The sequence below is a fragment of the Desulforhabdus sp. TSK genome, assembly GCF_022836495.1.
Lineage (GTDB): Bacteria > Desulfobacterota > Syntrophobacteria > Syntrophobacterales > Syntrophobacteraceae > Desulforhabdus.
Genome location: NZ_BQXM01000043.1, coordinates 1 through 21,264 on the forward strand (window position 1 = coordinate 1; position 21,264 = coordinate 21,264).

Annotated in this window: 19 protein-coding genes and 1 tRNA gene; 11 read left to right on the forward strand and 9 right to left on the reverse strand. The window is 55.9% G+C overall.

What is annotated here, in order from left to right; genetic code table 11:
- Positions 1-50 precede the first annotated feature (50 nt).
- The 9 genes from MWC30_RS19030 to MWC30_RS19070 all read right to left on the reverse strand — a co-directional run bounded on the left by MWC30_RS19030 (position 51) and on the right by MWC30_RS19070 (position 8,158).
- A complete protein-coding gene (locus tag MWC30_RS19030; protein ID WP_244085789.1) occupies positions 51-374 on the reverse strand; it encodes a hypothetical protein in 324 nt (107 codons plus the stop codon).
- Between the two features lie 19 nt (positions 375-393).
- Positions 394-1,395: an XrtA system polysaccharide deacetylase gene (locus tag MWC30_RS19035; protein WP_244085790.1), complete on the reverse strand. Its 1,002-nt coding sequence runs from the start codon at positions 1,393-1,395 to the stop codon at positions 394-396.
- A gap of 131 nt (positions 1,396-1,526) precedes the next feature.
- Positions 1,527-2,270: a CpsD/CapB family tyrosine-protein kinase gene (locus MWC30_RS19040; RefSeq protein WP_244085791.1), complete on the reverse strand. Its 744-nt coding sequence runs from the start codon at positions 2,268-2,270 to the stop codon at positions 1,527-1,529.
- 82 nt (positions 2,271-2,352) lie between these two features.
- A complete protein-coding gene (locus MWC30_RS19045) occupies positions 2,353-3,669 on the reverse strand; it encodes a hypothetical protein (RefSeq protein ID WP_244085792.1) in 1,317 nt (438 codons plus the stop codon).
- Positions 3,670-3,994: 325 nt separating this feature from the next.
- Entirely contained in the window at positions 3,995-5,971 is a 1,977-nt protein-coding gene (locus MWC30_RS19050; protein ID WP_244085793.1) for a sugar transferase, read from the reverse strand.
- Positions 5,972-5,985: 14 nt separating this feature from the next.
- A complete protein-coding gene (locus tag MWC30_RS19055; RefSeq protein WP_244085794.1) occupies positions 5,986-6,705 on the reverse strand; it encodes a polysaccharide biosynthesis/export family protein in 720 nt (239 codons plus the stop codon).
- Positions 6,706-7,190: 485 nt separating this feature from the next.
- A complete protein-coding gene (locus MWC30_RS19060) occupies positions 7,191-7,688 on the reverse strand; it encodes a transcription termination/antitermination protein NusG (protein ID WP_244085795.1) in 498 nt (165 codons plus the stop codon).
- Between the two features lie 55 nt (positions 7,689-7,743).
- Positions 7,744-7,887 (reverse strand): hypothetical protein, encoded by a 144-nt coding sequence (locus MWC30_RS19065; protein WP_244085796.1) that lies wholly within the window; start codon positions 7,885-7,887, stop codon positions 7,744-7,746.
- Positions 7,888-8,081: 194 nt separating this feature from the next.
- Positions 8,082-8,158: transfer RNA gene (locus MWC30_RS19070), tRNA-Arg, on the reverse strand.
- 378 nt (positions 8,159-8,536) lie between these two features.
- On the opposite strand from MWC30_RS19070, the gene MWC30_RS19075 reads away from it, so the two are divergent.
- The 11 genes from MWC30_RS19075 to lpxB all read left to right on the forward strand — a co-directional run bounded on the left by MWC30_RS19075 (position 8,537) and on the right by lpxB (position 21,255).
- Positions 8,537-8,704, forward strand: coding sequence for a hypothetical protein (locus MWC30_RS19075; protein WP_244085797.1), 168 nt, complete (start codon positions 8,537-8,539; stop codon positions 8,702-8,704).
- A 141-nt stretch (positions 8,705-8,845) separates the two neighbouring features.
- On the forward strand, positions 8,846-10,339 hold the full coding sequence (lysS, locus tag MWC30_RS19080) for a lysine--tRNA ligase (protein WP_244085798.1): 1,494 nt from the start codon (positions 8,846-8,848) through the stop codon (positions 10,337-10,339).
- A 7-nt stretch (positions 10,340-10,346) separates the two neighbouring features.
- Entirely contained in the window at positions 10,347-11,594 is a 1,248-nt protein-coding gene (locus tag MWC30_RS19085; RefSeq protein WP_244085799.1) for a lipoprotein-releasing ABC transporter permease subunit, read from the forward strand.
- Positions 11,587-12,279, forward strand: coding sequence for an ABC transporter ATP-binding protein (locus tag MWC30_RS19090; RefSeq protein ID WP_244085800.1), 693 nt, complete (start codon positions 11,587-11,589; stop codon positions 12,277-12,279). The genes MWC30_RS19085 and MWC30_RS19090 overlap by 8 nt, the downstream gene beginning before the upstream one ends.
- A 128-nt stretch (positions 12,280-12,407) precedes the next feature.
- Positions 12,408-15,047, forward strand: coding sequence for an outer membrane protein assembly factor BamA (bamA, locus tag MWC30_RS19095; RefSeq protein ID WP_244085801.1), 2,640 nt, complete (start codon positions 12,408-12,410; stop codon positions 15,045-15,047).
- A 12-nt stretch (positions 15,048-15,059) separates the two neighbouring features.
- Positions 15,060-15,593 carry an OmpH family outer membrane protein gene (locus MWC30_RS19100; protein WP_244085802.1) on the forward strand — a complete coding sequence of 178 codons (534 nt, stop codon included), beginning with the start codon at positions 15,060-15,062 and terminating at the stop codon, positions 15,591-15,593.
- Positions 15,594-15,707: 114 nt separating this feature from the next.
- On the forward strand, positions 15,708-16,784 hold the full coding sequence (gene lpxD / locus MWC30_RS19105) for a UDP-3-O-(3-hydroxymyristoyl)glucosamine N-acyltransferase (RefSeq protein ID WP_244085803.1): 1,077 nt from the start codon (positions 15,708-15,710) through the stop codon (positions 16,782-16,784).
- A 134-nt stretch (positions 16,785-16,918) separates the two neighbouring features.
- Positions 16,919-17,362 carry a 3-hydroxyacyl-ACP dehydratase FabZ gene (gene fabZ, locus MWC30_RS19110; protein WP_244085804.1) on the forward strand — a complete coding sequence of 148 codons (444 nt, stop codon included), beginning with the start codon at positions 16,919-16,921 and terminating at the stop codon, positions 17,360-17,362.
- Between the two features lie 43 nt (positions 17,363-17,405).
- Positions 17,406-18,191, forward strand: coding sequence for an acyl-ACP--UDP-N-acetylglucosamine O-acyltransferase (lpxA, locus tag MWC30_RS19115; RefSeq protein ID WP_244085805.1), 786 nt, complete (start codon positions 17,406-17,408; stop codon positions 18,189-18,191).
- Positions 18,188-20,140, forward strand: coding sequence for a UDP-2,3-diacylglucosamine diphosphatase LpxI (gene lpxI / locus MWC30_RS19120; protein ID WP_244085806.1), 1,953 nt, complete (start codon positions 18,188-18,190; stop codon positions 20,138-20,140). The genes lpxA and lpxI overlap by 4 nt, the downstream gene beginning before the upstream one ends.
- A complete protein-coding gene (gene lpxB / locus MWC30_RS19125; RefSeq protein ID WP_244085823.1) occupies positions 20,137-21,255 on the forward strand; it encodes a lipid-A-disaccharide synthase in 1,119 nt (372 codons plus the stop codon). The genes lpxI and lpxB overlap by 4 nt, the downstream gene beginning before the upstream one ends.
- The last annotated feature ends 9 nt before the right edge of the window (positions 21,256-21,264 follow it).

Below are 21,264 nucleotides of genomic sequence, written 5' to 3' on the forward strand. Positions count from 1 at the left end.
CAACGGGACCTACGACAGAGTGATCGAGTTGTATCGAGAGCGCCATCCCATCACTGCTGTCCGCCCAGGGAAGAAACGGGGCTCACTTGGCGGGGATACCGACCTGTAAAAAACGGGGAATGCGCCCTTTTGAGATGCACGAGAGGGAGAATGCCCATGGTCTGGGGGGCGGCGGCATGGGCGGCGCTGGTCTGTTTCGCATTTCTTTCAGGCGGCTCTGTAGGGGTAGCCATCAGGTAATAGGTTTTGTGGCCGTAGGCTTCTTCGATGACGTTCTTCCATCCGGAGAGATGATAAAGGCCCCCTTTGGGATGTTCGTGTACGTAGGCATCCCAGAGGCGCCGGTCGTTTTCTTGAAGGAGTTTGATTTGCATTTCTTATTGCGGTGGGCCTTTAAATCAACAAGTTGTTGTGTTCGATAAACTGCTTGAAGGATGAAAAGGGAATCTTTTCCAAAAGACCGATCAGCTTCGATTCGGTGCTGTGGAGGTTGAGGTAGTGGCGAAACCTCGATCGGGGCGAGAGACCGGCCACACGGGGCTGGGCGGGATCGATCTCCCAGGGATGGATGAAGAAGACGGCCGGGAGGTTTTCTTTTACGTTCAAACGTCGGAGAGCCCACTGCGTTATTACACCGGGCAGCAGCCTGAAATATCCACCCCCTCCGATGGGAATGTTCTGACCGAACAGTTTGGCTGTGGATACCGGGAACTCTAGCAGGAATCTTGCACGAAGGGAATCCGAGCCTTTGGGCTTGCAGCTTGCGCCATTCAAGGGAAAAAATTCGTAACCCTGCCCGCCATTCAGGTGGATCGCGAAGGGTGAACGCGGCGCGCTGGGAATCCCGTAGCGGTCATGATGCACTGGAAAGATGCTGGAGTCGTAAACGTAGCCCTCATCGGCCAGTATTTCCAGTGCCCACAGGGTTTGCCGGGTGATGGAATAGCTGGGAGCCCGGTAGCCGAGGACTCTCTCCCCGGCCAGGTCTTCCAGGATGGCCTTCGATTTGCGGATGTCTTCGCGAAACTCTGCAGGGGACAGGGTAGTGACCATGCGATGATCGTAGCCATGGCTCGCGATTTCATGCCCCCGGGCTTGAATCTCTCGGATCAGGTGGGGATAGCGCTCGGCAATCCAGCCCAGGCAGAAGAAGGTGGCGCAGATGCGTTTGGCCGACGATGTGTGGGGGGCTGGGGGGCATAGACCTTCGCTGACGCGTCTGCGGTCGAAAGCGACGGCGTTATCTAAGATTTCCAATATACGATGCGTGTTGCGCTCGATGCGGCAGTCGATTTCGGCCCATTTGCTCCTGCTGATTTTTTCTTCCAGGGCGGTCACCATGAAATAGTCTTCAAGGTCTACCGAAAAAATATTCAGGGGGCGTGGAGGTATCATAGATTGATGCATTGTTTTAAACCACGAAGGACACGAAGAGCACGAAGAGTGGGGGGAGTGGCGAGAACTTGATTTCTCCTTCGTGTCCTTCGTGGTCTTCGTGGTTTGTCAAAAAGGATAACATGAAAAATTTACATTCTCTCGTAGATAAACCGGGGAATGTAGTATCGGCGCTTGTTGAGCACGATTCCGAGCACATTTCCGCCCACGCGCTCTATTCTCTCTTTGAGATTCTTCACGAGAGCAGAGGGCGTCTTTTCGGCTTCCACCACGATGACTACGCCGCTTACTTTTGGGGCGATGGCCAGTCCGTCCGGCGAGACGGTCAGGGGCGGGGAGTCGATAAGGATGAGATCGAAACGCTCCCAAACACTTCTCCAGAAGCCATTCAGTGTATGGGCATCGAAAATCGAGGGAGTTGCCGCCCGTGAGTTGGAGGATGGCCCTATATAGAGATCCATATTTTGCGCTTTGTGGAGGACACTTGTAATGAGAGTGTCATCGTTGACCGCTTCCTGCCAGCCGCGATCGTAGTGAATGTTGAAATAGTGGTGCTGTGTGGGGGTATGCCGGTCTGCATCGAGGAGAAGGACCGATTTACCGATTTTGGTGGCCGTAAGCTGAGCGAGCTCACGGATGAGGGTCGAGGTTCCCTCTCCCTTACGTGCACTGATGAACTGCAAAATCTTTTTCGACGCGTCGGGCAGAGCGGTTTCGACGGCCTTATAGAGGCAGAGCATCTCCTCTTCCATATGACACTCTTCAGGACCGATGGACGGGGCATGAGGAGGATGCTGCAGCGCCTGCTGCGGCAATGGCAAGCAGCCCTGCTTTTGCCTGCTGGCCTGCTTCAATGCTTCATATATTTTACTCATGAGTCGGGGACCTCCTGAGGCATCTTGCCGGAGCGAGACGAAGGTTTTGGCCGTACGGGTCGAATGCTTTCTGGGTTTGGCATCAGTTCTTGTACGAAACTGTCGTTAGAACAGGCAGGCCGAGTAGCTTTTCTGCCTGTGCAGGCGATGAGATGGTGCGGTCCAGAAACACCAGGAGGAACACAAGGGCAATTCCTGCAGCGAGGCCCAGTGGAACTGACGCAGCAACAAAGACCTTCCAGCTGTAGTTTTTGTATTTTACCGGTACGGCGGGTGGGACTGCGGACTGAAGCACCTGGATGCTGGTCATTTCCTGGCGGTTCAAGTCATCGGAGATGCGCGCCTCTTCAACTTTATTCACGTAGATCTGGTAGTATTTTTCGTTAAGAGTCACCTGACGCTGCAGTTCCCGCCATTTGTTCTCCTGTGCATCGAGATCTTGGACCTTTTTCTGTAAATCGGTCAGCTCCTGCTTGAGATCGCTGATCCTTATTTCCAGGGAGCTCAATTCGGCCAGCGTCGTGATCCTTTCTTTCGCGAGCTGTTCTCTCAGGTTGAAGCTGGAAGGATCTTCCAGTACGGGGGTGTTCTCAGGGCCATTGGCCTCGGCCTTTTGCCTTTCTTTGGCCAGGGTTTCTTCGACCTGTTTGATTTCATTGCGAGTGTTCACGATGACCTGGCTTTTTTCAGTGTACTTTGTCAGGAGCTCCGATTCCTTGAGCTTGAGCTGGGTGAGCTTCGCATTCAGAGTTTCAACGACGTTTGCGGGATTGGGCCCTGTGGAAACTTCAATCTTCAAACCGCCCCCCTTGGACTTCGGAAGCTTTTTGATCTGCTCCTCAAGGGTGGAAAGTTTTTGCTGCAGTTCCTTCGTCTGAGTTTCAGCAGCCCTGACGGCACCTTCGAGGTTGCCGCGATGCCCGCGCAGGAGGCTCAGCTCGCTGTCGAAATCAAAGATGTGATACTTTTGCCGGAAGGCTTCCAGATTGTCTTCCGATTCTTTCACTTTTTGCCGGTACTCCGCCGCCTTTTTATCTAGAAAAAATGTTGACTTGGGGTCTGCGAGGACGCTCATGCGCTTTTGTTGGTAAAAATCCACAAGCAGGTTCACCACACGTGCCGCAAGTTCGGGATCTTCATCCCGGTATTGGATTTCGATCAGGTTGGCATTGCGACCGGCCTGGACAGACAAGTTTCGAGTCAGGTCGAGAATGGCTGCTTCCTGGAGGGACATATTCGCTGGTGGCTGCTTCACCAACTTGGGAAAAAGTTTTTCCATGCCGACGGATGCAATGATGCGTTCTTTCAATTCTCTGCTTTGTAGGATCGTCCTTTCGGCTGAAAAAATGTCTGAACGACCAAAAGCGAGGGGCGTCTTGCCTCCCGGTTCAGGGCTCACATCTGAGTATTCCCTGCCATACCTTGCCATCAAAATTGCTGAGGCCTCGTAGACTGGAGAAAAGAAACGCTGTTTGATGAAGTAGGCACCGGGAGAGGACAGCACGCACAATAGAAAAACGATCAGCATCTTGTATTTGTGCTTAAAGAGCGGACTTACGTAAGTTTTGAGGTTCAGGCTGTGGAAATTTAATGTTTTTACCGAAGGGTGCGGGTTATCCATCTTCAATATCGGCATTGAACCCGAGCGGGGTACGGGTAGCTCATGATGGGGCTTCTTCGTTGGTTCCATTTACTCACCTTTGAGAATACTGATAGGGCTTGCCTTACCGCGCGCCCTGCCCCAGCAGAACGACGCCGATGGTTTTGAGGAAAATCTTGAGATCCAGTAGAATGGACATGTTTTTGATGTAGTAGAGATCATATTCTAATTTGTGCACCGCATCCTCCACGGAGGCCCCGTAGGGGTAGTTCACCTGCGCCCAGCCCGTGACACCGGGAGGGACCGAGTGCCGAACCGCATAGTAAGGAATGACCGTTTCCAGTTTTTTCACGAAATTGGAGCGTTCCGGACGGGGACCGATGAGGCTCATTTCTCCCTTGAATACATTCCAGAGCTGCGGAATTTCATCGATGCGGAAGAGGCGTATCCAGCGTCCTACACGAGTCACCCGCGCATCTCCCTTAACAGCCCATTGTGCTCCTTGTGCTTCGGCATCTTCAACCATGGAACGAAACTTGACCACCGAAAAAATCCTTCCGCCTTTTCCTACGCGATCCTGGCGATAAAAAACCGGGCCCCTGGAGTCCAGGCAGATCGCCACGGCGGTCAGGGCCATCAGGGGAGCAAGGCAGAGAAGCATGAGGCTGGAGAGGCCAAAATCGATGAGACGCTTGATCCTTTGTACGTACTCCTTGGAAAGGAGGTAAAAGCCGTCTGCAAAAAGAAGCCATTCATCCTCGATGTAATTGACGGGAACCCTGCCCGTAAGCCGTTCATAAAGCGTGGGCATCTCCAGGACTTCCATGCCCCGGAGACGTGCGTCCAGCACCATCCGGATGGGGCGCGCCTGGTTCTTTCGCGGTGTCGCAAGGATGGCCGCCTTGGCCCGAACCTGCTCCGCGATTTGTTGAAGCTGGTCAGGAGTGCCGAGAATGGGCAGCGATCCCAAAATCTTACCTACCTTCTTCGGATCGTCGTCTAAAATGCCTCTCACCTGGTAAGGGGAGAGGGGACTGCTCAAAAGCCTGCAGATGGCCGTGCTGCAAGATCCGGAACCGAGGATCAATGCGCCCGCCTTCGTGACGTTCGCCTGGAACAGCCCCCCGTAAAGCATCCTCCATCCAGCGATCATGACAACGAGAAAAAGCATCTGAATTCCCAGGATGCCTCGCCCATATTGCCAGTCCGGCACGATGTAGAAGAGAAACCCATAAAGGCAGGTACCCAGCACTACCGCCACGGTCGTACGCAGAATCGTCTCGTGAGATTTAAACGGTCTGGCCACATTATACATGTCGAATATGTAAAGAGTCATGGGGTAAACGAGCAGCACCAGGTATCTCAGGCCGGATGCCACCAGGAGGTCCGAAAAGTGCTGCAGGCGGACCCAATTGGCGACGAGAATCGAGAGCAAAATGAGGAAGGCATCTCCCGCCAGCAGAATCCAGCGCTCCTTGATGAATCCGAGGCAAATCCTTTCCTTGCAAGGTGCTGCTTCTTCGTCTCCTCCATGAGCGAAAGTGTCTTCCGGACTCATTTCTTCCTGGAGACCCGGCTGGGCCGACGGCATGGGGGCGGGCACCAGTCGCAAATGGGACGAAGAAGGTAAAATCGATTCTTGAGGTTCTGCCGGTAAGGACTGAAACGAAATGCTGATTTTGTTGAGTTGATCCAACTTCAGTGCAGCAGAAAAGCTCTTGTAAATCTTGCGGGAAATTTGATCTCTGACGAAGGTTCCGTCCACCTGGCGGAGCTCCGTAAAAGCAACTCCCAGGGTGTGTCTATAGCGTACCCATCCCTTCAGATCCGTATTCCTCGTGGTACGATTCAGCTCTCGGACGATCTGGGTGATGATTTCATTTTCGTCGGAAGCGCTGGTGATTTCTTCGAACTCTATGAGCATCAAGAGAAATGGTCTTGCGGATCGTTTGGTGCGTTTGCCCTCGATGGCGACCATCTCATTGAAATATTCTTCACGGTATATCCCCCAATCCGGGTCCGTCAGGGCTTTATTCGGAGACGCCTCGGGAGGGCTCTTCTTTTGAGGAAGGAGTGCATTGATCATGGTGAGAAAATGCATGGCAACCTCTGGCGCTAATTGGTTATCACACTGTAGTAGAGGAGAAACTCCTGGGGTAGCACAAGGATGGTGCGGCGGAGATACAGATCGACCCAGGTGGCTGCGTTGCCGATGGGGGACTTGGGCACAAAAACAATGTCGTAGGGAGCCAGGACAATGTCCTGCCGCATGTCCGTGCCATCGATGACGGTTCTCAGGTTGACGGGGATGGCCATGGGCTTGTAGTCATTGTCGCGCCGAATGACAACCACCTCATTGGTCCGCGCCGTATCTCTCAAACCGCCTGAAAAGGCGATGGACTGAAGTACCGTGAACGGGCCCACAAGCTCGACGACGCCGGGTTTGTTCACTTCGCCGTCTACATAGACCTTTTGTGCTGTGAAAGAGCGAACGATGACCGTCAGCACAGGGTTGGCCAGCTCATCGGTGTATTTTTGCTTGAGCTCTTCGGTCAATTCAGCAGGGGTGCGGCCCGCCGCCATGACCTCTTCGATGAGCTGCAGCGATATTTTGCCGTCGGGGCGGACCACCAACTGCTCGTTTAACTCAGGATTGTAAAAAAACTTGATGTCCAGCTGGTCGCCCGTGTTGATGCGGTATTCGGCTGCTGGTTTATGTGAGAAGGTAGCTGCGGGACTGCCGACGGGAGTTGGGTTTTTGACGACTGGGCCGGTGGAGCATGCAGTCAAAAGGAGAATGAGAAGCATTGCCTGAAAAATGGAAGTCTTTTTCATGAGCTGCCTGTCTTTGAGCGGTTAGGTTTGGGATCGTAGCCGGAGAGGCCTTACAGCTCTGATTCATCGCCTCAAAGGAGCCCTATGAAGGCGGCGGCGCCTCCATGGTTTTGAGAGAATCAGGGCAGGCTACCGCCATTAACTGTACACTCTGACCTGTACAATTTGAATTGTCTTATGTGCTGGGGCAGCCTCGGTGCTCCTAGAGGCTGTCTCGAATGTGCCTGCGCCCCGTGTTCTCAAACAAAAAGCGCGCGGGAAGGATGCATGAGCTCGCAGGGCGGGGAGTGCCATTCCCCTCCATACGCATTCCCTATACTCTGCAAGGGAGAGACATTGACTTTACAACTCTGTAGGAGCGGCTTCCAGCCGCGACTCTTTCAAGAGCCTTTACTGTCACGGCTGGAAGCCGTTCCTACAAAAAAGTCCATGTCGATGCTGTTGGCAGTTTAATAAAGATTTTCGCCTGTGCCGCCCTTATGAGCTCATATTTTCGCGATGTACTGCACGGGCAGTTCAATCTTTGCTTTCAGCTCCAGGGTGTTCAACAGAACCATAACTCTCTCGTTGGGTTTCAGCTCGAAAAGAACTTCACCGTCCAGCCCCATAAAAGGGCCCTCTTGAATGCGTATTTTGTCTCCACGATTCAGTCTGGGCTGGTCCAGAACGATGAACCCATCCCGTGTGCGGTCCTGGAGAAACTGAATGATGTCGGGGGAAACCACGTAAGGCTCGCCGGCTCGATTCCCCACGAGCTGCCTGACGCCACGGGTATAGCGCACCAGGTGGAAGTGCCGTTCGGGCTCCAGCAGGGAAAATATGTACGAGGGAAAAAGATGCTCCTGCACTTCCTGCCATCTGGATCGCGCAAACCGCTTCCTGAGGATTTTTGGGTTGAATACCTCGATCCCTTGCCGCGTCGTGAGGGTAGCGGACACATCGTCTTCGTGGCCGCGTTTTACATAGATGCAATACCAATCCATCGCTTCCGACTTTCCCCTCTGATGAATGTATTACTGATCTGCCGCTGTAGCGACGTTAAAGTCCAAGTCGGCCTGCTGTCGGGTGAACTTGAACAAAATGTGCCGGATCTTGGAAAAAGCCTCTACTTGGTGCAGACGCAGGGCAGAGTTCTTTCTTGTCTTTGCGAATGACTTGTAATCCAAGAATTTCACTTTTCAAGCGCTGCTTCCTTACTGAAATTTAGAGAAGGAGTGTATTGCATCGTGGAGCGATCGTGTTGCGATTGTTCAATTTCGGAAATAATAATCAAATGGCATTTGAAAGGCAAGTTGGACGAATTTTGAAAAAGTGGAAAATGGCATTCGGCTGAAGGCAAAAAGGGCCAACCTACGATGTTGGCCCCTTGAATTTTCTGGCACGCCTGAAGGGATTCGAACCCCTGACCTACGGATTAGAAGTCCGTTGCTCTATCCAGCTGAGCTACAGGCGCACGGCGATGATTTGCCGGCGGATACGTTCCGCCGATGTGCTGTATGCGTTCCTAAATAGTCGTTTTGCTCGCCTTTTGTCAATACTGTTCTCGTATACCCCGTGAGGTGCAAACCTTTGGATTCCATAGCTCCAGCTCCCTGTTTTTTGTAGGAGCGGCATCCTGCCGCGACCAGCTCACCGTCGCGGCAGGATGCCGCTCCTACAAGGAAGTTTTCAACCTTTGATGCCTGAAGCACCGACTGTGGCCTTGCCTGGGGTCTGAAATTTTTGTTTTGCCTTCTGGAAAGAAACCTCTATAAAAATTCTTAAGAATCTTCACGGACCTGACGGACAGCATGGAACGAAACCCTCCATCGAAGAAAGGAAAACAGCCACTATGACTCCTACAACGCGATGGGCCGCCCTGGCCGCCGGAGTTTTTCTCCTCCTTTACGGCTTGAGACTGCTTTACCTGGAGGGGGACGTGGTGCTGGTCATCATCAGTGCCCTGATTGTCGCTTTCAGTGTCTTCGGCATCATTAAGGACAGGCAGAAGAAAGAGTGAGGGAATGGGCTTGACGCGGTGGAACAAATCATCTAACTTTCGTCGTCTTGAAAGGTTGGCGGAATCTGGATGAATATTGGCTCCCGTGATGACGGGGCCAAACTCACTTAATTGTACGAAGCAAGAGGGATTGCAACGGGTATGGAAGATCTCAGTGTGGTCATGCGGGAACGGATACAGAAGGCTGAAGCATTGGAACAAGAAGGGGTAACACTCTACCCCAACGGCTACGAAGTCCCGCATCACATCAAAGATCTGGTGGAAGCTTCGCAGGGCAGGAGCGCCCAGGAGCTCGAAGCCGCCCAGTCCGTCTCCTACACCATCGCCGGGCGCATCATCGCCATTCGTTCTTTCGGCAAATCCATCTTCATGCATCTGGTGGATGCTGACGGGAAGCTGCAGCTGTATCTGCAGCAGAACCACCTGGGCAAGGAGCTTTACGCCCTGGCGAAAAAGCTCGACATCGGCGACATCGTGCGCGTTTCGGGCCCCCTTTTCCTGACGCGGACGGAAGAGCTGACCCTCGCCGTCAAGGGCCTGGTCCTTCTCAACAAGAACCTGCGGCCCCTGCCGGAAAAATACCACGGCCTCAAGGACGTGGAAGTCCGCTACCGTCAGCGCTACGTCGATCTCATCGTCAATGAAGATGTGCGGGAGACCTTTAGAAAGCGCGCCAGGATCGTTCAAACCATTCGTGAATTCCTGAGCGTACGGGGCTTCCTGGAAGTGGAAACGCCCATGATGCAGGCGGTGCCGGGGGGCGCCACGGCCAAGCCCTTCAAAACCCACCACAACGCCCTCGACATGGACCTTTACCTGCGCATCGCCCCGGAGCTCTACCTCAAGCGCCTGCTGGTGGGCGGCTTCGAGCGGGTCTTCGAGCTCAACCGGAATTTCCGGAACGAAGGCATTTCCACGCAGCACAATCCCGAATTCACCATGGTGGAATTCTACCAGGCCTATGCGACTTACCAGGACCTCATGACCCTGACGGAGGAGCTTTTTGTCGCCGTTGCGGAGGCCGTGAACGGAGGCAGCCTCCAGGTGGAATACCAGGGCCAGGTCATCGACCTGACCCCTCCCTGGAAACGCTACAGCCTCATGGACGCCGTCGTGGAACTGGGGCGCGTCCCCCGTTCCTCCCTGGAAGACCCCAAGGAGATCGTCCAGGTGGCCAAATCCCTGGGCGTTCCCGTCGAGCGCTTCGAGGGGCATGGAAAACTGCTCACGAAGATTTTCGACGAAGTCGTGGAGCCGCAGCTCACCCAGCCGACCTTCATCAGCCACTACCCCCTGGAGGTTTCTCCCCTTTCGCGCAAAAACGATGCCGACCCCACCGTCACCGACCGTTTCGAGCTGTTCATGGTCGGCCGGGAAATGGCCAATGCCTTTTCCGAGCTGAACGATCCCCGGGACCAGCGGGAGCGTTTTTCGGCCCAGCTCGAGGCGCGGCGGGCCGGAGACGAAGAGGCGCATTACATGGACGACGATTACCTCCGTGCCCTGGAGTACGGGATGCCCCCGGCAGCCGGTGAAGGCATCGGCATCGACCGGATGGTGATGCTTTTCACCGATTCTCCGTCCATCAGGGACGTGATTCTTTTTCCTCATCTGAGGCCGGAAAAGAAGATCTGATATCCTCATGAATTTTGAACTCTTCGTCAGTCTGCGCTACCTGCTGGCCAAGCGCCGCCAGACTTTTATATCCCTCATTACACTCATTTCCATCGCCGGTGTGGCCGTGGGGGTGACCGCCCTCATCGTCGTGCTGGCGGTCATGAACGGCTTCCAGGAAGATCTTCGCACCCGCATCCTCGGAGTGACCTCCCACGTGGTCGTGGGCAGCTTCAAAGGCGCCATCACAGACTACCGTGCCGTCAACGCCCAAATCGAGAAAGAGCCGGGCGTGGTGGCCGCGACTCCCTTTGTTTATACCCAGGTCATGATCAGCTCCGGCAAAAATGTGGCCGGGGCCATCCTTCGCGGGATCGACCCCCAGACAGCCTACAAGGTGATCAACATCCAGGACAACATGATCCGGGGAAGCCTGGGAGACCTGCGCGCTCCCTCGGCGGGCTCGGACGAAACCGGCGCCGTGCAGCCGGGAATCATCCTGGGAAACGAACTGGCCAACAACCTGGGGGTCCGCCACGGGGACTGGGTGACGATCATCTCCCCGGCGGGACGCCTGACTCCCATGGGGCAGGTTCCCAAGAGCAAGCTTTTCCAGGTGGTGGGGATCATCCAGGCGGGCATGTACGAATACGACAATACACTCGCCTACATCCACCTGGAAACGGCGCAGCAGTTCCTGGGCATCGGCGATGTGGTGACAGGCATTGAAGTCAAGGTGAAAGACATCTACAATGCGCGTGAAATTGCGGACGGGCTCCGGTCGCGCTTGAAGGATTCCTTCTGGGTGCGGGACTGGATGCAGATGAACCAGAATCTTTTTTCGGCCCTGAAGCTGGAAAAGGCGGTGATGTTCATCATACTCACCCTGATCATCCTGGTGGCGGCGTTCAACATCGTGAGCTCTCTCATCATGCTCGTGATGGAAAAAACCCGCGATATCGCCATCCTGAAAGCCATGGGGGCCACGACGGCCAGCATCCGCAAAATTTTCGTGCTGGAGGGGCTTCTCATCGGGGTTTCGGGGACGATTCTGGGGCTCCTGGGGGGCTTCGGCCTGTGCACGATCTTGAAAAAATACCAGTTCATCGAGCTGCCGCGCGATGTATACTATTTTTCGACCCTGCCCGTGAAGCTGGAAGGAACGGATGTGGCGCTGATCGCACTCTCCGCCATCGCCATCAGCCTGACGGCGACGCTTTATCCTTCGCGCCAGGCGGCGAAGCTGGACCCGTCGGAAGCTCTGCGCTATGAATAATGAAACACATGCCGTGGAAGTCCACATGCTGGGGGTCGCCAAGGTCTTCGGCAGCGGGGCGCAGGCCATCGAGCTCTTCAAGGACCTGGATCTGGTCATTCGGAAAGGGGAGCGCATCGCCATCGTGGGGGCTTCTGGAGCCGGGAAATCGACCCTGCTGCACATGATCGGGACGCTGGAAAAGCCCACGACTGGGAAGGTTCTTTACGGAGGCAGGGATATTTTTCTGTCGCAGGAAAAGGATCTGGCTCGGTTCAGGAATCGCCATATCGGCTTCGTTTTTCAATTCCATTACCTGCTTCCCGAGTTCAGTGCCCTGGAAAATGTGATGATGCCCGGCCTCATTGCCGGCCTGCCCAGGGGGGAAATCCAGTCCCAATCCCTGGCGCTGCTGGATCGGCTGGGGCTGTCGCATCGCCTGCAGCATCGCGTGGGCGAGCTTTCCGGCGGGGAGCAGCAGCGGGTGGCGGTGGCGCGCGCTTTGTTGCTGCGGCCGAGCCTTTTCCTGGCGGACGAGCCCAGCGGCAACCTGGACAGCCGCACGGGGCGCACCCTGCATGAGCTCCTGGTGACGCTCAACGAGGAGCTGGGGCTGACCATGGTCATCGTGACGCACAACATGGAGCTGGCGTCCATGATGCACCGGACGCTGCGGTTAGTGGACGGGCAGCTGCGGGAAGAGTGAGCATTGGGACGCTGAGGACGCTGATGGGCGCTGAAGACGCAGAAGGGCAAGAATGTCGTTTCATGGGTGACAGCTTCAGGACGATGTTTTTCAGCGGGGGAATGTACTGAATGAGGGGGGAGAACTTCATGCGCAAGTTGTGGGTGATTCTGTGTCTTGTAGGGATGAGCTCCGTCGCGTGGGCTCAGGAGAGCTCCCCGAGAGTCTCTGTATTGCCTTTCGCCATCCATAGCCGGCAAGATACCGTGAAGACTCAAAAGACCGTCATGGAGCTGCTCGTGCGCCGGCTGGAGGCCGAAGGGGTCAAGACGGTGGATCCCCAGGATGTGGAAAAAAGCGTGCGTCCGGGAGAAGCGGTTCAGAACGAGGAGCAGGCCCGCGCGCTTGGGCGGAGACTCGGGGCGGATTACGTCGTGACCGGCAGCCTGAACGAAATCGGAAACAGCATCAGCCTGGATGCGCGGCTGGTGGATGTCTCCGCCCGCAAGAAGACGGAAGCACTCTTTGCCGAAGAGAAGGGCATGGAAAATCTCGCCGCGGCCGCCAACCAGATCGTCCAGCAAATGGCCGTGCACCTCCTTGCCCGTGCTGTTATTTCCGAGGTGGTCATCCAGGGCAACGAACGCATCGAAGCGGAAGCCATCAAATCGAATGTCAAGAGCAAGAAGGGAGAGCTCCTGCGTTCCGAGCAGGTGGCTGAAGACATCAAAGCCATTTACAAAATGGGCTACTTTGAAAAGGTGGATGCCAATGTGACCGACACCTCGACGGGAAAGCTCCTGACCTTCGTCGTGCTGGAAAATCCCACCATCCAGGAAGTGCGCATCAAAGGAAACAACAAAATCAAGGAAAAGGATATCCTGGCGGCCATCTCCACCCGGCAGTACACGGTTTTGCAAAAGAACGTGATTGCCGAGGACGTGCAGAAAATTCTCAAGTTGTACAGCCAGAAGGGGTACTTCAACGCTGAAGTCAAACCCCGGACCGAATTTCCCAAGGATCCACGGAAGGCGACGGTGGTTTTCGATATCGACGAAAACAAGAAAGTCTACATCCAGGAGATCGCTTTCACGGGGAACAAGAGCTTCTCTTCCCGCAAGCTCCGCAGCACCATGCAGGTGAAGGAAAAGAGCCTTCTCTCCCTGGTGACGGACCGTGGGATCCTGCAAAAGGATATTCTCGAAACCGATGTGGACCGCCTGACGGTCTTCTACCATGATAAAGGGTTCATGGATGCCAAGGTGGGGACTCCGGAGATCACCCGCCGCGACGATGGGTTTTACATCAACATTCCCGTGGACGAAGGGGAGCGCTACAAAGTCACATCCGTCAAGCTCCAGGGGGATTTGATCCAGGATGAGGCCAAGATCCAGGAGAAGCTCAAGTCCAAGCCCGAGGAATATTTCAGTCGCGAGAAGCTGCGGGAGGATATCGATGTCCTCAACAAGAGCTACATGAACGAGGGCTATGCGTATGTACAGGTTGAGCCCAATGTGCAGCGCCACTCCGAGGAACAGACATCGGACATTACCTATAACGTGAAAAAAGGGGACCTGATCCACATTGGAAGGATTTATGTCACCGGAAACACCAAAACCCGGGACAAAGTGATCCGGCGAGAATTGCAGCTGGCGGAAGGCGACACCTTCAGCTCCGAGAAGATGGAACAGAGCATCACCAAGCTCAAAAAGCTCGATTTCTTTGAAGAGGTCGAGATTGCCCCTTCCAAAGGGGACCAGGCCGATATCATGAACCTTACCGTCAAGGTGAAGGAAAAGCTTACGGGAGCGATCAGCGTCGGCGGCGGCTTTGCGTCGGATGACGGTCTCTTCGCCAGCAGTGAGATCATCCAGCGCAACCTTTTCGGAAGAGGGCAAACCCTGGGGGTGAAGGGCTATTTCGGCCAGGATGCGCAGCGCTATGTGGCCAGTTTTACAGAGCCATGGCTTTTCGACAGGCATATCATCGCGGGGATAGACGTCTACAACTGGTTGAGGGAATACAACGATTTCACGAAGGATGCGACGGGTGTCAGGCTTCGAACCGGCTATCCCTTCGGAAACTACAGCCGGCTGAATGTTTACTACACCCTTGAAAATGCGGATGTCACCGATGTAGATGAAGATGCATCCGCCTACATCAAGTCGCAGGAGGGGAAGCTGCTCAAAAGCAGTATCACCGTTGGAATGGAACGGGATACGACGGATCATCCCTTCATGCCCACGAGGGGAAGTATCAATGCCGTTTCCTCGGAGTTTTCCTCGCAATACCTTGGCAGTGACACGGATTTTATCAAGTCCGAGGTCAAGTCGGGCTGGTATTTCCCCATCTATTGGAAACTGGTGGGGTTCGTGAAAGGGGAGTTCGGCTACATTGACGATACGGATCCCGACAAACCGGTTCCCGTTTACGAAAATTTCTTTCTGGGTGGCATCAACTCCCTTCGTGCCTTCAAATGGGGCGATGTGGGCCCCAAGGATGAGCAGGGGGAAATCATCGGTGGAAGGACCTATGGTTTGGCGACTGTCGAGATGCTTTTCCCGCTGATTGAAAAGCTTGGAATAAGGGGAGTCGGGTTCTTTGACGCCGGTAACGTGTACACGGACATTGAAGACTTCAGTGTGTCGGATTTCAGAACGGATGCCGGTGCGGGCATTCGATGGAGCTCGCCTTTTGGACCGCTCCGCATCGAATGGGGTTACAATCTGGATCCCGAGCCGGGCGAGGACAGATCGCGTTGGCAGTTTTCAGCAGGTGCATTTTTCTAAGGAGCAGATCAGATGAAAAAGAACGTTTCAGGATGGTGGGTTTTGCTGGTGCTTGGAGCTTTTGTGTTGTCGTCCTCAGCGGTGTGGGCTGCCTCACCCAAAATAGGCTATTTCGAGCTGCCGACCATCATGCAGCAGTCGCGCTGGGGCAAGCAGGCCAACGAGGATTTCAAGCGGGAAGGTGACAAGATCAAGGCCGATGTGGACTCCAAGGTGCAGGCCTTCAAGAGCGCCAAGGAAGAGTTCGACAAGAAAAAAGATGTCATGGATGAAAAGACCAGGGCGAAGAAGCTGAAAGATCTCCAGACGCTGCAGCAGGAAGGGGAAAGGCTTCTCATGGAATCCAACGCCAAGATGAGCAAGCTTTCCAACGAAATGACCGGCCCCTTGGTGGACAAGGTGCTGGAGATCGTCAAGAGGATTGGTCGGGAAGACAAATACGATTACATCTTTGAGCGGGAAAAGGCCGGCATCGTCTTCGCCGATGAGAAGGAAAACCTGACCCGGCGTGTGATCGACGAGCTGGATAAATCTCCGCGCAAGTAAGCGAATCCTTAACGATTTGCATACTGTTCGGCGGCATTCTGTCAAGGAAGGGTTGGTGCCCACCAGCCCTTCCTTGACGTTTTTCCTCTGACCGTTCCTTCTGGAATGAGACGCATGACAGACCAAGACCAAACGAATCCCGGGAAGTCTTTTTCCCTGGGGGAGCTGGGAGAGTACCTGGGAGCTGCCGTCAAGGGAGATCCCGGAATCCGCATCCAGGGGATCGGGCCCCTGGAAGACGCTCTTCCAGGGCAGCTGAGCTTCATTTCGCATGAAAAGTACCTGCCCTTTGCAGCCGAAACCCGGGCATCCGCCCTCATCGTTCCTCCCAACCTTGCATCCATCGATCGGCCCCTGCTGGTGTGCGAACGCGCGTACCTGGCCCTGGCGCGGGCAGCCCAGCTGTTTGCATCACCGCCCTTCCTGGCCGCCGGCATCCATTCCACCGCGTGTCTTGGAGAGAACGTCCAACTGGGCGACGATGTGCGGGTGGGGGCGCTGGCCCAGATCGGCGCAGATTCGCGCATTGGGAACGGAACGCGCATCTATGGGGGGGCTTATCTCGGTTTCGGAGTAAGCGTGGGGGACGATTGCCTGATTTATCCCGGAGTCACCATTCTGGATGGCTGCTGCATCGGAAACAGGGTCATCATCCACAGCGGCACCGTTGTTGGAGGCGATGGCTTCGGCTTCGCCCAGGATGAGGAGGGTCGCCATGTGAAGATCCCCCAGGCAGGGATTGTGCAGATCGATGACGACGTGGAAATCGGGGCCAACTGCACCATCGACCGGGCCACCTTTGGACGAACGTGGATACAGCGCGGGACAAAGATCGACAACCTGGTCATGGTGGCGCACAATGTCGTGGTGGGTGAATATTCCATCGTGGTGTCACAGGTGGGAATCTCCGGGAGCACCCGGGTGGGGAAGCACGTGATCCTCGCGGGGCAGGCCGGGATCGTGGGACACATCGAAATTGGAGATGGCGCGCGCGTGGGGGCCCAGTCCGGTGTAGGCCACTCCGTCAAGGCGGGCGAAGATGTGTCGGGCAGCCCGGCATTCCCACACAAGGAATGGCTCAAGAGCACGGTGAACCTTCGCCGCCTTCCTCAGATGCGAGAAGAGCTCAAGAACCTGGCCAAAAGGATTGCTCAACTCGAGGAATTATACCGCGAACGGGTAAAATCTTGACTTTCGTAGGAGCGGCTTCCAGCCGCGATTCCATTGGGAGCCAACTGGTGCAATCGCGGCTGGAAGCCGCTCCTACGGGATCATCAATAAGTCAGGCTCTCATCCGTTTGGAGTATATTACATAGGGAATGATCATGGAAATTATGGAAATTTTGGAGGTTCTGCCCCACCGGTACCCCTTTTTGCTGGTGGACCGCGTGCTGGAAAACAATTCGGAAGAATTGACGGCCCTCAAGAATGTGAGCATCAACGAGCCGTTCTTCCAGGGCCATTTTCCCTTCCAGCCCATCATGCCGGGGGTGCTCATCATCGAAGCCCTGGCCCAGGCCGGGGGGATCCTCGCGTTCACCCACTTACCCGAGCTCAAATCCAACGCGGTCTACTTCATGGGGATGGACAAGGTCAGGTTCCGCAAACCCGTTCGACCCGGAGACCAGTTGATTTTGAAGCTGAAAATACTCAAACGGCGGGGGCCAGTCTTCAAGATGCAGGGAAATGCCTATGTCGATGACCAACTGGTGGCCGAGGCGGAACTGATGGCGACGGTCGATACAGGGAAATCCGGGAATAACGACTGATAATTCTAGACGGCTTTAGCGCTTGCAAGGAGAGAAGTACACTATGGAAATTCACCCCACTGCCATTGTGTCCCCTCAGGCCCGGTTGGCGGACGAAGTGACGGTAGGCGCCTTCAGTCTCATCGGGCCCAACGTCACCATCGGTTCCGGTACCGTCGTGGGGCCTCACGCAGTGATCGACGGATGGACAACGATCGGGGAGCGCAATCAAATTTCCCCGTTTGTTTCCATCGGATTTCCTCCGCAGGATCTCAGCTACGGAGGCGAAGAAACTCAGGTGATCATCGGGGATGGAAACACCTTCCGGGAAAATGTAACCGTTCATCGCGGGACGAAAACCGGCAAAGGGCGCACCAGCATCGGCAATAACAACTATTTCATGGCCTATGCCCACGTCGCTCACGACTGCACCATCGGCAACCAGGTGGTCATGGCCAATGCCGCCACTTTGGGAGGGCACGTCCAGGTGGATGATCATGCCATCCTGGGAGGCTTGGTGGCCATCCACCAGTTTGTGCGCATCGGGACCTACGCCTTCATCGGCGGCAAGTCCGGTCTGCGGATGGACATGCCGCCTTACATGCTCGCTTTTGGTGCTCCCGCGAAGCTGTACGGTCCGAATCTTGTGGGGCTGCGCCGCAGCAAGTTCTCCAGCAGCGCCATCCATGCCCTCAAAAAGAGCTATAAGATCCTTTTTCGCTCCGGTCTCAGCCTGAACGAAGCTATCGAGAGAGTTCGCTCGGAAGTGGAGTCTCTACCGGAAGTCGATGTACTGGTGGATTTCATGGTGGAGCATTCCAAGAGGGGAGTGACCAAGTTTACGGTATGAGCGATCAGGGAAGGACAGGTCAGCCAGTCGCATACAGCCGGGTCGGGCTCATTGCGGGGAGTGGGCAATTCCCGCTCCTGTTTGCCCATGCAGCGAGCCAGGCGGGCGTGGAAGTCGTGGCCGTGGGATTCGACGGCGAAACGGACCCCATGCTGAGCAAATACGTTATGGAATTCCATCTTTTGAAGCTCGGCCAGCTGAATCGCATGATCAAAGCCTTCAAAAATGCGGGCATCACCCACGCCGCCATGGCCGGGGCCATCAACAAGACAAAGCTTTATGCGCGCATTCGCCCCGACTGGCGAGCAGTCAAGCTTCTGAACCGCCTCATCACCAAGAAGGACGATTTCCTCCTGAGAGCCCTCGCCGAGGAGCTGGAGTCCGAAGGGATTCACATAGAGTCCTCGACCCTTTTCCTGCCGTCCCTCCTGGCTCCCGAAGGCATCCTGACCCGGCGCAAGCCCAACCGGCGTGAGCTCAACGACATCAATTTCGGGTGGCAGATGGCCAAGGCTATCGGTCACCTGGACATCGGGCAGTGCCTGGTGGTGAAAAACCTGGCTGTGCTTGCGGTGGAGGGCATCGACGGCACGGATGCCACGATCCTTCGCGGCGGCCGCTTGTGCCGGGGTGGGGCTGTCGTCGTGAAGGTGAGCAAGCCCATCCAGGACCTGAGGTTCGATGTTCCGGCCGTGGGATATGAGACCATCGAGACCATGAAGCGTGTGGGCGCACGCGTGCTGGTGGTGGAAGCGGGCAGGACCCTGGTTTTCGACCTGGACAAAATGATCGATTCAGCGGATGCAGCCGGCATCACCTTCATGGTGCGAAAAGACAGCGGTGATGCGGCCGCGAAAGACGAGGGGCGTGAGGCGCCGCGGATCTCTCCCCGCGATGCCATCGCCCTGGGCCAGGTTCCTGTCCCGAAAAGCGGGTCCGACGTGCTCATCCGCCGGCCACGACCGGACGCACTGCGAGTGGGGGTGATCGGCGTAGGGTACCTGGGACGTTTTCATGCGCAGAAATATGCGCGTCTTGCCGAAGCAGACCTGGTTGCCGTCGCCGATATCAATGCATCTCAGGCCCGGAGAGTGGCCGACGAAGTGGAAACAGAGGCGGTGGCGGACTATCGATCCCTCCTGGGTCGAGTGGATGCCGTCAGCATTGTAACGCCAACGGTTCATCACTACGATGTGGCCAGAGAGTTTCTCTCCGCAGGTGTTCACGTCCTGCTGGAAAAGCCCATGACCCAGACCCTCGAACAGGGGGAAGAGCTCGTGCGGATGGCCCGGGAAAAGGGCTGCATCCTCCAGGTGGGCCACCTGGAACGTTTCAACTCTGCTTTTTCGGCCCTCTACCCACGCCTGGACAACCCCATGTTCCTGGAAGCCCATCGCCTGGCCCTATTCAACGAGCGGGGCTTGGAGGTGGACGTCATCCTGGACCTCATGATCCATGACATCGATATCGCGCTCCACATCATTCAATCGCCCCTCCAAACCATCCGGGCAGCGGGTGTGGCGGTCTTGACGCAGCTTCCGGATATCGCCAGCGTACGTCTCGAATTTTCCAACGGCGCCGTAGCCAATCTCACCGCCAGCCGCATGTCTCTCAAGAATATGCGCAAGCTCCGGGTCTTTCAGGAAAACTGCTATCTTTCGGCGGATTACGCCGACAAGAGGGCTTACGCCGTCTACAAAGAGAAAGAATCCGATGACGCTGGGTATCCGCAGCTTTCGGTCGAAGAGCTCGAAATCCAGGAAACGGACGCGTTGGAGGAAGAAATCAGCTCCTTTTTGAAGTCGGTTCGAACGGGTGAAAGGCCCTTCGTGGATGGGCGGCAGGGACTGCGGGCCCTGGCCGTGGCATTGGACATTTCCCACCAGATCGAAGAGCAGATGGGCGGAAGGGGATCGTCACGGGGAAGGCTGCCATCGAAATATTTCTGAGTGCCGGTGAGGCCTCGGGAGATCTTCATGCCTCGGGGCTGGTCCGTGCCATCAAAGCCCGTGAGCCGGACGCCTCCGTAACCTGCCTGGGAGGGGCTCATCTGAAGGAGGCCGGCGCTTCCATCCTGGTGGACAATCGAGATGTCTCTGTCGTGGGAATCTCGGAAGTCCTGCACCACGGGCGGAAGATTTATGGGGCCTGGCGAAAGATCAAGGGGTATCTTCAGGGGAACCGCCCAAACCTCCTGATCCTCATCGATTTTCCCGACTTCAATTTTCTTTTGGCACGTCTCGCCAAGGGGCTGGGGATTCCCGTATTGTATTTTATCAGCCCTCAGGTTTGGGCCTGGCGCTCGGGGCGCGTGCGTACCCTGAAGCGTTTTGTGGATGAGATGGCCGTTATCCTTCCTTTTGAACAGGAGTTTTTCCAACGCTTCGGGATGACGGTGCATTTCGTGGGACATCCCCTGCTGGACCGGATCGAGGAAGCCCCATCTCGGGACGAGGCTGCAAGCCGCTATGGACTTGGGAAAAACGGCTTTCTCGTGGGGCTCCTCCCGGGCAGCCGACAGTCTGAAATCCGTTCACTGCTGCCGGAACTGCTCGCTGCCGCAGCTCTTATCCGGGATGGGGTGCCCGACGTGAGTTTCGTCTTGCCGGTTGCCCCCACGGTGGCTGTGGCCGAGGTGGAGAGCCGCGTGGCGCAGAGCGGAGTGCCGGTGCAGGTCGTGGCTGGAGACACGTATGGGGTCTTGCGCGCCTGCGACCTGGTGCTGACGGCTTCCGGGACGGTGACGCTGGAATCCGCCATGCTGGGAACCCCCATGGTCATCGTGTATAAGGTCTCAAGTCTCAGCTATCACCTGGGACGTCACCTCATCAAAGTGAAGTATGCCGGACTTCCCAACCTCATTGCAGGGCAGCGGATTGTGCCCGAGTGCCTGCAGCATGAGGCGCGAGCCGAGCGCATTGCAGCCGAGGCCATGGATCTGCTGCTCCACCCGCAAAAGCTGGAGAAGCAAAAGCGGGGACTGGCGCAGATTCGTCAGCGCCTGGGTGCGCCTGGGGTGGCCCATCGCGTGGCGGAGCTTGCCCTCGCCATGTGCTCGAAATAGGAAGTGCTC